Origin of the sequence: Lentzea sp. NPDC102401 (genome assembly GCF_044765805.1) — a bacterium.
Taxonomy (GTDB): Bacteria; Actinomycetota; Actinomycetes; order Mycobacteriales; family Pseudonocardiaceae; genus Lentzea; species Lentzea sokolovensis.
In genome coordinates this window covers 844,502-855,628 of the sequence record NZ_JBIWKS010000003.1, presented here as the reverse complement: position 1 = coordinate 855,628, position 11,127 = coordinate 844,502, and the positions used below count along the sequence as shown (strand labels likewise).

Sequence of the window (11,127 nt, the reverse complement as noted above, 5' to 3'; positions counted from 1 at the left end):
GGGAACCCGAACCTGCGGCCGTTGCGCCTGCCACGCTGGGAGTCCGCCCAGTTGCCCAAGGCGGTCGCGAGGTTGGCCAGGCCGCAGGAGTAGGCCTCCTTCGAGTTCTCGGCCCACCACGGGGCGACCTCGTCCTTGGCTTGGTTCCAGTCCTTGCGCAGGCTGTAGGCCGACCACGACACCGACGGCGTCAGCTCGTCCTCGACCAGGCCGTAGGTCATCTCGGCGCCCCGCTGGTCCAGGTTCGCCTTGATCCGCGCCAGGCCCCAGTTGAACGCGCGCCGCTGGGCGCCACAGTGCGACCGCAACGCTTGCTCCTGAACGGGAGCGGGGTCCAGGGCGAACCGGTACGCCTGGATCACGGACGACACCCGGCCAGCCTACCGAACACATGTTCCCATCGCCGCGAAGGGTCATCCCAGCTCACAAACGAACACGTTCCATCACACATGATCACAAACCACCGAACAGTTCAGAACCCCTTCGGCGTGTCCTCAGGAGCCATACCGGAGGATGGAGGCATGGCCTCAGTCGTCCAGTGGATCCAGGGGACCCGCCCGCGCACGCTGCCGAACTCGATCGCCCCGGTGGTCGTGGGAGCTGCTGCGGCGCACCACATCGACGAGTTCAACGTGCTCTACACGGTGCTCGCTCTCGTCGTCTCGGTGGCGTTCCAGGTCGGCGTGAACTACGCGAACGACTACTCCGACGGCATCCGCGGCACCGACGACAACCGGGTGGGGCCGTTCCGTCTGACCGGGTCCGGTGCCGCCGAGCCTGCCAAGGTGCGGCTGGCGGCGTTCATCGCACTCGGCGTGGGCGCGCTGGCCGGTGTGGCGCTGGTGGTGTTGTCGGGCCACTGGTGGCTGCTCGGGTTCGGCGCGGTGTGCATTGCCGGAGCGTGGTTCTACACGGGCGGCAAGTGTCCGTACGGCTACGCGGGCCTCGGCGAGATCGCGGTGTTCCTCTTCTTCGGCCCGGCCGCGGTGCTGGGCACGCTGTACGTGCAGACCGGCGAGATCACCGGTATCGGCATCGGGGCGTCCATCGCGATGGGGTCGATCTCGGCCGCGGTGCTGGTGGCGAACAACCTGCGCGACATCCCGACGGACGCCGTGTCGGGCAAGCGGACCCTGGCCGTGGTGCTGGGCGACAAGGACACCCGCAGGCTGTACCTGGCGCTGGTCGCGGTGCCGTTCCTGATCGCGCTCGGGATGGTCGTGCGGGTGCCGTACGCGTTGCTGGGCTTCCTCGCGGCGCCGGTGCTGCTGCCCGCCGTGCGCCGGGTGGCCGCCGGGCGTGGCGGCCGTGACCTGATCCCGGTGCTGCAGTTCACCGGTATCGCGATGCTGGCGTGGGCGGTGCTGGTCAGCGTCGGCCTCGTGCTGGACTGAGGCTCTACCAGGCGTCTTCGGTGAACTGGGTCGGCTCGTCGTCGTCCGTTCGCACGGGCCTGCGCGGCGGTGGCGGCGGTGCCGTCTCGCCCTTGATCAGCTCGTCCAGCCTGGCCCGGTCGGCGTCGAGTGCCTGGCGCACCAGCGGATCGTGACCCGCCTCGCCGGTGAGGACCTGACGCCAGCTCAGGCCGGCGCCGCGCGCGATGCGGTCGGCGAGCTGGCGCATCGCCGGTGAGGCGTCGCTGGACTTCGCGAACTGCATCACCCTGCGGATGTCCTCAGTGGATGGTTCCTTGCCCTTGAGGTTCTGCTGGGCGGAGCGCATCGCGCGGTCCGCCTCGGCGACGGCGCTGCTCAGGAAGTCCTCCGCCGCGAGGATGTCCGGTGTCCGCCAGGCCGTCATCACCACTTGTCCTCCGTGAAGATGTCGGGGTCGAGCTGGTCGGCGTCGTCCCCACCCCGGCGCGGCCGCTGCGCGTCCATGATCTCCTCGGCGGTCATGCCCTCCTGAAGCATCTGAAACGCCTGCTTCATCTTGTTGACGTTCTCCTGCTGCATGGCCTGCACGTCGGGGTCCTGCGCCGCCTTGCCGGAGACGACGTCCTCCCAGGTGAACTCGCCCGCGTCCACCTTGCGCTTCAACGCTTTGAGCTGTTCGGGCGCGTCCCGTTCCTGCGCTGCCCGCTCGACCTGCTGGGCGATCGCCTTGAAGTCGACCGGCGGAACGGGCGGCAGCGGCGTCTCCTTGAGGCGGTTCGCGAGGTCCTGCGCCTCCTTGAAGCGCGCGTCGACCTGCGCCTCGGCCGCCCGCAGCTCCGCGGACTTCCAGCTGTCGTTCGGGGTGGTCATCAGTTCTCCCTCGCGAAGAGCCCGCGCTGAATCGGCCTGGCCTCACCGCGGATGTCGCCCACCTCGGCGCGCTGCGCGAGGGTGCGCCACTGCCGGAAGTCTACTTCGGACAGACCGAGCCGCTGCGCCGTTTCGTAGTTCTCGCCGAGGAAGTGGAGCACGGCCTGGTCGCCCAGGACGCCGATGATCTCGAACTCCGCGCCCCGGTACGTGCAGAGCGTGCGGACCAGCTGGAGGTCCTCGACGACCGCGTCCGGCACCTCGAGGAACCGGACGCCGTTCTCCTCGGTGAAGTCCGGCGGCGCGGGCTGACCGGCCAGCGGGTGCAGCAGAACGGAGCCGGGCGCCGGACCGAAGTCGACGTCGAAGTCCTGGCCCTGGAACTTCCCGATCAGTCCACGACGGACGGTCGGCCGGTGCGGAACCGGTGCCTGCCAGTACCTTCCGGGACCGAAGCCGACGTCTCCCGTGGGGACCCAGCCGACCTGGCGGTTGAGGTACTTGCCGACGCTGCGGCCTTCTCCGTTGGGCTCGAAGCGCCAGAGTTCCGTGCCCGCCGGGAGTTCGGCGAGCTCCATGACGTACTCGGGGATGGGATTCGCGCTCGGCGTGTAGCCGGTGCCGGTGAACGGGACCGGGTAGACGCGCGTGGTGCCCATCTTCTGCGCGCCGTCGAGCGTCGGCCCGCCGAAGCTGGTGTCGAAGAGCTCGGTGGTGTGGGCCAGGAAGCGCAGCAGGTACTGGGTGCCCTTCGGCCAGTCCGCGACCTTGTCGACGCCGAACGCCTCGGCGAACTGGTCGGACGTGCCCTGCGGGAAATCCTGCCCGCGCGTCACGAACCCGGCCACCCGGTGCGGTTCGAACTTGCCGGGCACCACGACGTTGCCCAGGTAGAGCTGCGCGATCGCGGGGTGCACGATCTTCTGCAGGATCGTCTCCGGCCCGATGCCGGCCGCCTTGCGGACGGCCTGTGGGGTGCTCATCCCGGGTTCTTCTCCTTCCACCGCGCCAGGAAGTCGGTGCGGTCGACCTGCACGTCCTGAAGCTCGTCGACGTCGAGCGTGGCCCGGTAGCCGTTGTACTGGTCGCCTTCGAGCCCGTTCTGCGCGGCCCACACGTACTCGCCGCCCGCGTACCCGGCCTCGGCCTTGCCGTTCTCCGTCGAGACGACGTTGAACGGCTGACCGCGCCAGGTAGCCCTGCAGGTGTCCCGGTACCAGGCTTCGAGATCCCTGACGTGCACCGTTTTGAGCTCACGGTTCCCGTAGGTCTGGAACCCTTCGCTGTTCGCGTAGGTCACGCCGGGGATCTTGCGGATCCACACGTCGTTCCCTTCCGCGCCCGCGAAGTAGGTCTCGCCGCGGTACTCGGCCATCTCCTGGGAGTACTGGGTCATCAGAGCTTCGTCCAGCCGAACTTGCGGTCGTACACGGCGTGCAGTTTCTCAGTTCCGTCCGCGTTCACCTGCCAGATCTCGGCACGATCAGGCAACGGTGTCCCACCGTCGACGCGCCACTCCGGCATCCCGCCCATCGTGGACCCGGTACCGGTGAACGGGTCGTAGCCGTCGTACGGCTTCGCCGCACCGCCCGCCGCCGCCATCTGCTGCTGCGACGCCTCGTAGTGCGCCTTCTCCTGCGGCGACTGGTACTGGTCCGCCGGGTACGGCCCTGGCTGGGTGAAGTCCGGCGTGTCCTTCTTCGGCCCGCCGAACGGCACGTTGTGCGCGCCGGCGTTCTGGTCGGTGATCTCGTACCTGAGCTGCATCGCGTTCGGCGCACCCGCCGGGATGGGCGTCCAGCCCTTGCCCTTGTCGTCGAGCGCGAGGCCGTCCCTGAGCCCCTGCGGCGTGTTGACGTCGACCACGTCCTGGCCGCGGGCGATCGAGCCGCCCATCTGGTTCTGCCAGGTCTCCTGCTTGCTGCCGGCGGCGTGCGGCTGGTCGGGCAGGTAGGTGCTGACGGCACTCGGGTTGAGGGCCTTGGTGACGATGTCGCCGGAGTCGACCTTGATCTGGTTGCGGACGTCGGCCACGTGCTGGGCCTCGGCCGGGCTCAGCTCGGTGGACAGCTTCTGGCTCAGTTCGACGTAGCGGTCGCGGTCGGCCTGGTTGGGCAGCATCTGCTCGAGCTGGTGCTGGTAGCCCTGGCCCTGCGCCGCCATGGCGGCCGCGTCGAAGTGGCCCTTGAGGTCCGGGCCGGTGGGCGGCGGCGGGGTGCTGCCGTCGCCGTTGTCGTTGTGGCCGGAGGTGGTGGCGTCGTCGTGGCCGGGCTTGGGGTCGGTGTCGTGGGTGGCCGGGGTGTCGTGGTCCGGCTGAGTGTCGTGGGGCTTGACGTCCTCGGCACCGCTCGCGTCGGTGTCGTGCGGCTTGCCGTCGTCGGGCCGGGCGTCGCCGTCGTGAGGCTTGGGGTCGGCGTCGTGGGGCTTGGTGTCGGCGTCGTGCGGCTTCGCGTCGGCGTCGTGCGGCTTCGCGTCGCTGTCGTGCGGCTTGGTGTCGCCGTCGTGCGGCCGGGGGTCGGCGTCGTGCGGCTTGGTGCCGTCCGGGGTGTCGTGGGGCTTGGTGTCCGTCGACCCGTTGGGCGTGGTGTCGTGGGGACGCGTGCTCGACGGGTCGTGCGGGGCGGTGCCGGACGGAGTCGTGTCGTGGGGACGCGTGCCGCCGTCGTGCGGCGCCGATCCTCCCGAGCCGCTGGGGGCCGGGTGGTCCGTGCTGGGGCTCGGGTGTCCCGGAGGGGAGGGCAGGCCGCCGCCCGCGCTCGGGGACGCGTGTCCGGGAGGCGACGGGAGGCCGCCACCGGAACTCGGCGCCGGGTGGTCCGTGCCGGCGCTCGGGTGGCCGGGAGGGGAAGGCAGACCGCCACCCGCGCTCGGGGACGCGTGTCCGGGAGGCGACGGGAGACCGCCGCCCGTGTGGGACGGGGCCGGCGCGGTCGCCGTGCCCGAACTGGCGGTCGGGTGGTCAGGGGGCGTGGGCAGGCCGGAGCCGCCTGGCGTCGAGTGAGCACCCGAGTTCGGCGGAGTCGGCAAGCCGCTGCCCGAGCCAGGAGTCGCGTGCGCGCCGGAGTTGGGCGGGGTCGGCAGACCGCTGCCAGGAGTCGCGTGACTGCCCGAGTTCGGCGGGGTCGGCAGGCCGCTGCCCGCGCCGGGCGTCGGGTGGGTGCCCGCGGAACCTGGCGTCTGGTGCGTGCCGGGGTGGCTGCCCGACGTGCCGGTGCCCGACGGGGGCGTGGGCAGGCCGGAACCACCAGGGCGAGTGCCGGACGCCGGGGTCGCGGGCGGGGTGGGGAGGCCTGAGGCGTGGCCGGGAGGTGTCGGCAGGCCCGTGGGGGCCTTGGACCCGGCCGGGGCGCCCGCGCTGGGGAAGGACGGGACGCCGCCCGCGCCCGGACGGGAGCCGGAGCTCCTGGTCTGGTCGCCGCCGCCCGCTCCTGACGCCATGGGGGCGCCCATCGGCATCGCGCCGCCCATGACGGGCTGGTGGGAGGCCGGCGGGGCTGCGGCGGGGGCCGCGCTGGCCGCGTGGGTGGTGTTGGTGCTGGGTGGCACGACAGATCCGTGGCCGCCGGACGAAGGCCCGCCGGACGAGGGCACGCCGCCCGAGCCGGAGTGACCGCCGGTGGGAACGCCGCCGGTCGGCACGCCGCCACCTCCGCCGCCGCCCGTCGAAGGCGGTGCGGACACGGCTGGGCCAGTGGCCGCCGCGGCGTGGGTGGCGGGAGCGTCGGGGCCGGCGTGCAGGGTGGGCGGGGGCGCTACCGAAGCGCCGCCGGGCGCCACGGACGAGACGGCGGCCGGTTTGGTGTCCTCCGTGCCGCCTGGCGGGGTGTAGACCTCGCGGACCTTCGAGCCGACGTCGCGGCCCCGGTCGGCGATCTCGGTGGCCGAGTCCTTGATGGACGCGGCGTCGTCGCTGATGTCCCTGACGGCGTTGCGGACGTCGCGGCCCGCCTCCGCCACCTCCTGGGTGGCGTTCATGGCCTCGGCGAGGGAGTCGGCGTCCTTCAGCTTGCCGATGGCGGAGAAGACGCGGCCGACGGCGTCGAAGAGCGCCTTCACGTCGGCGATGAGCTTCTGGACCGTGTCGATGATGTCCATCACGCGCCGGTAGATCTGGTACGCGTTCCAGACCATCTCGGCTGCCTTGATCCAGCCGGCGACCGGGATCCAGACGGTGGCGGCGGCTTCGAGGAGCTTGTTGACCAGGTAGTCCAAAAGCCTGGCTGCCTGCTTGCCCAGGGCCTCGGCGCCGGACGCGACCGTGTCGAAGCCCTTCGCGATCAGCTGGGCGACGCCCATCTCCGCGAGCAGGCCGGCCTTCCAGCCCAGGGCGATGTACTTCTCGTGGGCGCGAGCCGCGTCACCGTCCCAGTGGCCGCGCACCTTGCCCACGGCGTCGGTGAGGTTGTACGAGACGTCGTTCATGGCGTTGCCGACCATGCGCCAGGCGTCGCCGTCCGCACGGATCTTCGACCAGTCGCCGGTGATCGGCGTGATGATCGTGGAGACCAGGCTCTCACCGGTCACGGCCTCGAACACCCAGTTGACCGCCTGCACGCCCCAGCCCTGGTCGCGCAGGACGTCGTTCAACGACGCCGTGTCGACGTCGGGCTGCTTGAGCGAGGCCGCGACCGGGCGAGGGGAACTGTAGGACGCGGTAGTCACTTCAGCAGCCCCTCGAAGATCCGCCGCTGAAGGGCGTCGATGTCCTCGTAGCCCTTCGCCGTCGCGTCCACCGCCGCGGCCGTGCCTTCGAGCTTCGACTTGCCGAAGTCGAGCGTCTCGTCAAACAACGCTCGCACGATGTCAACGCCCGGCTGCAGCAACGTCAGCAGGCCGGTGAAGCCCGCCTTGTCGCACGCCGTGGCGTGGACGTACTTGCGGATCGTGTCGAACTCTTGGGCCTCGGTGCGCAGGTACTCGGCGTACGCGCGCATCTCGGCCGCGTCGGTGAACAGCGACGACACAGCGTCCCCCCTGCGGACTCAGGTGCTCAGGTCACGCTGTGACGCAGAACGCTCGTCACCAGTTCCCCGTGCGGTGGAAGTTGTCGAGACGTTCAAGGCACGGGTCGAGATGCATGCCCTGAGCGGATACCCATGTGTCGTCGTAGTAGGTGTTCGCGTAACGCTCGCCACCGTCGCACAACAGAGTCACCACGCTTCCGCGGGTGCGAGACTGCCTCATCTCGGCCACGATCTGGAACGCTCCCCAGAGATTCGTTCCGGTCGACCCGCCGACCCGCCGTCCGAGCAGGTCCTCCACGTACCGGATCGTCGCGACGGACGACGCGTCCGGCACCTTGATCATCCGGTCGATGACCTCACCGATGAACGACGGCTCCACCCGCGGCCGCCCGATGCCCTCGATGCCCGACCCGCGCGTCGCGACCAGGTCGCGGTTGCCGTCGCGCCACGCGTCGAAGAACACCGAGTGCTCGGGGTCGACGACGGCGAGACGCGTGTTCAGCTTCTGGTAGTGGATGTACCGGCCGATCGTGGCCGACGTGCCGCCCGTGCCCGCGCCCACGACGATCCAGTCGGGGGTGGGCGACGGTTCCAGCTTCATCTGCTCGAAGATCGACTCGGCGATGTTGTTGTTGCCCCGCCAGTCCGTGGCGCGCTCGGCGTGCGTGAACTGGTCCATGAAGTGGCCGCCGAGTTCGGCCGCCAGCCGCCGCGACTCGTCGTAGAGCGCCGACGGCTCGTCGATGAAGTGGCACCTGCCGCCCTGACGCTCGATCAGCGCGACCTTCTCGGCCGAGGTCGAGCGGGGCATCACCGCGATGAACGGCAGTCCGAGCAACCGGGCGAAGTACGCCTCGGACACCGCCGTGGAACCGGAGGAGGCCTCGATGACGGGCGTGCCACCGGTGATCCAGCCGTTGCAGATCGCGTAGAGGAACAACGAGCGCGCCAGCCGGTGCTTCAACGAACCCGTGGGGTGCGTCGACTCGTCCTTCAGGTAGAGGTCGATGCCCCATTCGAGCGGCAACGGGTAGCGCAGCAGGTGCGTGTCCGCGCTGCGGTTCGCGTCCGCCTCGATGATCCCGACGGCCTCGCACACCCAGTGCCTGGTCCTGCTGCAAACGCGGTCAACGGAGGTACTCACAGCCCGCACGATAACCGGGCGAACGTCCTACGCCTGGGTGAGAGGACCTTCGTCACCACGCAGTTCGGAACGCAGCTTCTCGCGCTCGGCCCTGCGCACGGCCTGGTGCGCGTCGAGGCCGGTCGCGACCCGCTCCCGCAACCCCTTGAAGATGAACAGCGAGGCCGGCAGCGCCACGACCACGCCCACGGCGAGGGCGGGCAGCAAAGGAACCTTGAACAACATGAGCGCGCCCATCACCACGACCACGAGGCCGAGGCGGGCGAGGACGTAGAGCGTCACATCACGAGCGAGCACCCGTTCAGGTTACGTCGCCTTCCTCGTCACCGGTGTTCGGGCGTCCCTCGAAGCGCGTGGAAAGCACCACCGTCGTGCGCGTGCGGGCCACGCCGTGGATGCGCCGCAACCGCCCGAGCGCACGCTCCAGATCGTCCACCGTCGCGACCCTGACCTTCACGATGAACGACTCGTCGCCCGCCACCCGGTAGCAGGACTCGACCTCGTTGAGCTCGGCCAGCGCGACCGCGACCTCGTTGTCGTCCGCGATGTCGGTGGGGTGGATGCCGATCAGCGCCGTCACGCCCAGGCCGACCGCGCTGGGGTCGACGACCGCGTGATACCCGACGATCACGCCGCTGGACTCGAGCTTGCCGACCCGCTCGTGCACGGCGGAGGCGGACAGGCCGACCTGCCTGCCGAGGTCGGCGTACGTGGCCCGGCCGTTGGCACGAAGTGCGGCGATGATCTGTCGATCAAGAGCATCCACCCGCGACACCCTATGCCCCACGTGTGTGCCCAGGCACCAGCGGTCACAGGAGCCGCCATGCGAACTGTCCGAATCGCGCCGGTCGTCCCTTACTACCTCTTTACCAAAAAACAAGCGTTCGAGTACCTGATGGGTCAGATGCCACGATCAGACCGGAACGTCTGATCTGAGGAGGACGAGTGACTGCAGCCACCGAGCGGCTCTTGACGCCTGGGGAAGTCGCCAATCTGTTCCGGGTCGACCCGAAGACCGTGACCCGATGGGCCACCGCAGGTCGCATCGGCTCGATCCGCACCCCTGGAGGACATCGCAGGTTCCGTGAGACCGAGGTGAAGGCCCTGCTTTCGGAGCTGACCACCGAGGCGACTGAACCCGTCCGCCACTGAAACCGTAGTTATCCCTGTGCCGCGGGTAATCTCGTGGCAAAGGGAGGTGGCGACACGATGATCTACCTGCTGGCGGTGATCGGTGCGCTCACCGTGGCTGTGCTCGTGTGGCGAGCGTTCGCCCCGCAGCACTCGGAGTACACCCCAGGCCGCAAGGTGATCGCGCCCGACGACGACCCGGAGTTCCTGCGCAAGCTCGACGAGCAGCGCAAGCGCGACGAGTGACGGAAAAGGGGCCCTGATCGACAGGACCCCTTTCCGCTAGTTTCCGGACCGGCTCAGGAGTGCGGGAAGTCGTCCGCCACCACGGCGGCGAGTTCGAGCAACGCGAGGCGGGTCTCCGGCGCGAGCTGGTCCAGTGCGATCTCCGCGCCTTCTTCGAGGTGCGCGTCGAACGGCAGGCGGACCACGGCACGGCAGCGCTGCTGGAAGTGCGCGGCGAGCTTGTCGAGGTCGACCTTGCCCGACTTCGGGCGCACCGAGTTGATCACGCAGACGGACTTCGCGACCAGGTCGCGGTAGCCGTGCGCCTCAAGCCAGTCGAGCGTCGCCGCTGACGTCTGCGCGCCGTCGACCGAGCCGGACGACACCAGGACGAGCGAGTCCGCCTCGTCCAGGACGCCCTTCATCGCGGAGTGCATCAGACCGGTGCCGCAGTCGGTGAGCACGATGTTGTAGAAGAGCTCCAGCAGATCCACCGTGCGCCGGTAGTCGTCCTCGCTGAACGCCTCCGAGACGGACGGGTCCTGCTCGGACGCCAGCACCTCGAGGCGCGCCGGCGACTGCGAGGTGTACGCGCGCACGTCGCTGTACTTCTTGATCTTCGGTGCGTCGCGCAGCAGGTGACGCACGGTCGCCGTGGTCTCGCGCGGGATCTTCAACGCCAGCGTGCCGCGGTCGGGGTTCGCGTCGACCGCGACCACCCTGTCGCCGCGCAGCGACGAGAACGTCGAGCCCAGCGTCGTGGTCGTCGTGGTCTTGCCGACGCCGCCCTTGAGGGACAGCATCGCGATCTTGTAGCACCCGCGCAGCGGCTGGTTGATCCGCGCGATCAGCTCGCGTCGCCGCACGTCGGCAGGGCTCTCGCCGAGGTTGATGGCGCCGCCGGTCAACGAGTGCAGGGACTTGCGCCAGCCCGAGGTCGGCGGACGCTTCTCCTTCTTGATCAGCTGCTGCGACGACACTTCCTGCGCCTGCGAGCGGTACTCCTGCTGCGGGAAGTTGTTCGGGAACTGCGCACCGGCGAACTGGCCGTACTGCGCCGTGTTCGGGGTGTTGTGGGGACCCGACTGGCCGCCACCCACCTGGTAGGGGCCCGACTGGGCACCCGGCACCGGGTAGGGACCAGAGGCGTTGCCCGGTACCTGGTAGGGACCCGACGCGTTGCCCGGCACCTGGTACGGGCCGGAGGCGTTGCCGGGCACCTGATAGGACCCCGACTGGTTGCCCAAGTTGTACGGGCCGGACTGGCCGCCGCTGACGTGCTGCGGACCGGACTGCTGCGGGTCGAGGTAGGCCGCCGCCTGCGGGTCGACGTACTGCGGGCCGGAGCCCTGTTCCTCACCCGGTGGTTGCCATGTCACCGCTGTGGCCCTCCCTGAGCAAGAGGGACCGAGACTTC

Annotated in this window: 14 protein-coding genes; 3 read left to right on the top strand and 11 right to left on the bottom strand. The window is 69.9% G+C overall.

Features of this window, described 5'->3' with window-relative positions; translation table 11 throughout:
* Nucleotides 1–371: helix-turn-helix domain-containing protein (locus ACIRG5_RS14960; RefSeq protein ID WP_402904873.1), on the bottom strand; the 371-nt coding region annotated here is incomplete at its 3' end.
* A 150-nt stretch (nucleotides 372–521) separates the two neighbouring features.
* On the opposite strand from ACIRG5_RS14960, the gene ACIRG5_RS14955 reads away from it, so the two are divergent.
* A complete protein-coding gene (locus tag ACIRG5_RS14955) occupies nucleotides 522–1,394 on the top strand; it encodes a 1,4-dihydroxy-2-naphthoate polyprenyltransferase (protein ID WP_402904871.1) in 873 nt (290 codons plus the stop codon).
* A gap of 4 nt (nucleotides 1,395–1,398) precedes the next feature.
* On the opposite strand, the gene ACIRG5_RS14950 is transcribed toward ACIRG5_RS14955, so the two are convergent.
* From ACIRG5_RS14950 to ACIRG5_RS14910, 9 genes are read right to left on the bottom strand one after another with little or no spacing between them, the layout of a single operon-like run.
* Nucleotides 1,399–1,800: a hypothetical protein gene (locus ACIRG5_RS14950; protein ID WP_402904869.1), complete on the bottom strand. Its 402-nt coding sequence runs from the start codon at nucleotides 1,798–1,800 to the stop codon at nucleotides 1,399–1,401.
* Nucleotides 1,800–2,246: a hypothetical protein gene (locus tag ACIRG5_RS14945; protein ID WP_402904867.1), complete on the bottom strand. Its 447-nt coding sequence runs from the start codon at nucleotides 2,244–2,246 to the stop codon at nucleotides 1,800–1,802. Before ACIRG5_RS14945 ends, ACIRG5_RS14950 begins: the two co-directional genes overlap by 1 nt.
* Nucleotides 2,246–3,229, bottom strand: a complete 984-nt coding sequence (locus tag ACIRG5_RS14940) for a hypothetical protein (protein WP_402904865.1) — start codon at nucleotides 3,227–3,229, stop codon at nucleotides 2,246–2,248. The genes ACIRG5_RS14945 and ACIRG5_RS14940 overlap by 1 nt, the downstream gene beginning before the upstream one ends.
* Nucleotides 3,226–3,642 carry a hypothetical protein gene (locus ACIRG5_RS14935; protein ID WP_402904863.1) on the bottom strand — a complete coding sequence of 139 codons (417 nt, stop codon included), beginning with the start codon at nucleotides 3,640–3,642 and terminating at the stop codon, nucleotides 3,226–3,228. Before ACIRG5_RS14935 ends, ACIRG5_RS14940 begins: the two co-directional genes overlap by 4 nt.
* Nucleotides 3,642–6,908, bottom strand: a complete 3,267-nt coding sequence (locus ACIRG5_RS14930) for a hypothetical protein (RefSeq protein ID WP_402904861.1) — start codon at nucleotides 6,906–6,908, stop codon at nucleotides 3,642–3,644. The genes ACIRG5_RS14935 and ACIRG5_RS14930 overlap by 1 nt, the downstream gene beginning before the upstream one ends.
* Nucleotides 6,905–7,210 (bottom strand): hypothetical protein, encoded by a 306-nt coding sequence (locus tag ACIRG5_RS14925; protein WP_319976804.1) that lies wholly within the window; start codon nucleotides 7,208–7,210, stop codon nucleotides 6,905–6,907. The genes ACIRG5_RS14930 and ACIRG5_RS14925 overlap by 4 nt, the downstream gene beginning before the upstream one ends.
* 55 nt (nucleotides 7,211–7,265) lie before the next feature.
* Nucleotides 7,266–8,354 (bottom strand): PLP-dependent cysteine synthase family protein, encoded by a 1,089-nt coding sequence (locus tag ACIRG5_RS14920; protein WP_402904859.1) that lies wholly within the window; start codon nucleotides 8,352–8,354, stop codon nucleotides 7,266–7,268.
* A 27-nt stretch (nucleotides 8,355–8,381) separates the two neighbouring features.
* Nucleotides 8,382–8,651 carry a DUF4229 domain-containing protein gene (locus tag ACIRG5_RS14915; protein WP_319976802.1) on the bottom strand — a complete coding sequence of 90 codons (270 nt, stop codon included), beginning with the start codon at nucleotides 8,649–8,651 and terminating at the stop codon, nucleotides 8,382–8,384.
* A gap of 4 nt (nucleotides 8,652–8,655) precedes the next feature.
* Nucleotides 8,656–9,120: an Lrp/AsnC family transcriptional regulator gene (locus ACIRG5_RS14910; RefSeq protein ID WP_093605870.1), complete on the bottom strand. Its 465-nt coding sequence runs from the start codon at nucleotides 9,118–9,120 to the stop codon at nucleotides 8,656–8,658.
* Between the two features lie 179 nt (nucleotides 9,121–9,299).
* On the opposite strand from ACIRG5_RS14910, the gene ACIRG5_RS14905 reads away from it, so the two are divergent.
* On the top strand, nucleotides 9,300–9,506 hold the full coding sequence (locus tag ACIRG5_RS14905; protein WP_030473853.1) for a BldC family transcriptional regulator: 207 nt from the start codon (nucleotides 9,300–9,302) through the stop codon (nucleotides 9,504–9,506).
* A 57-nt stretch (nucleotides 9,507–9,563) separates the two neighbouring features.
* Nucleotides 9,564–9,731 carry a hypothetical protein gene (locus tag ACIRG5_RS14900; RefSeq protein ID WP_086667950.1) on the top strand — a complete coding sequence of 56 codons (168 nt, stop codon included), beginning with the start codon at nucleotides 9,564–9,566 and terminating at the stop codon, nucleotides 9,729–9,731.
* Nucleotides 9,732–9,784: 53 nt separating this feature from the next.
* Here ACIRG5_RS14900 and ACIRG5_RS14895 read toward each other — a convergent pair whose 3' ends face one another.
* Nucleotides 9,785–11,089, bottom strand: a complete 1,305-nt coding sequence (locus tag ACIRG5_RS14895) for an AAA family ATPase (protein WP_402904857.1) — start codon at nucleotides 11,087–11,089, stop codon at nucleotides 9,785–9,787.
* Nucleotides 11,090–11,127: the final 38 nt, after the last annotated feature.

Excerpts from the sequence above, each read along its gene's own strand:
- ACIRG5_RS14940 (WP_402904865.1), bottom strand. The coding sequence starts at position 3,229 with ATGAGCACCCCACAGGCCGTCCGCAAGGCGGCCGGCATCGGGCCGGAG.
- ACIRG5_RS14945 (WP_402904867.1), bottom strand. The coding sequence starts at position 2,246 with ATGACCACCCCGAACGACAGCTGGAAGTCCGCGGAGCTGCGGGCGGCC.
- ACIRG5_RS14950 (WP_402904869.1), bottom strand. The coding sequence starts at position 1,800 with ATGACGGCCTGGCGGACACCGGACATCCTCGCGGCGGAGGACTTCCTG.
- ACIRG5_RS14935 (WP_402904863.1), bottom strand. The coding sequence starts at position 3,642 with ATGACCCAGTACTCCCAGGAGATGGCCGAGTACCGCGGCGAGACCTAC.
- ACIRG5_RS14955 (WP_402904871.1), top strand. The coding sequence starts at position 522 with ATGGCCTCAGTCGTCCAGTGGATCCAGGGGACCCGCCCGCGCACGCTG.
- ACIRG5_RS14900 (WP_086667950.1), top strand. The coding sequence starts at position 9,564 with ATGATCTACCTGCTGGCGGTGATCGGTGCGCTCACCGTGGCTGTGCTC.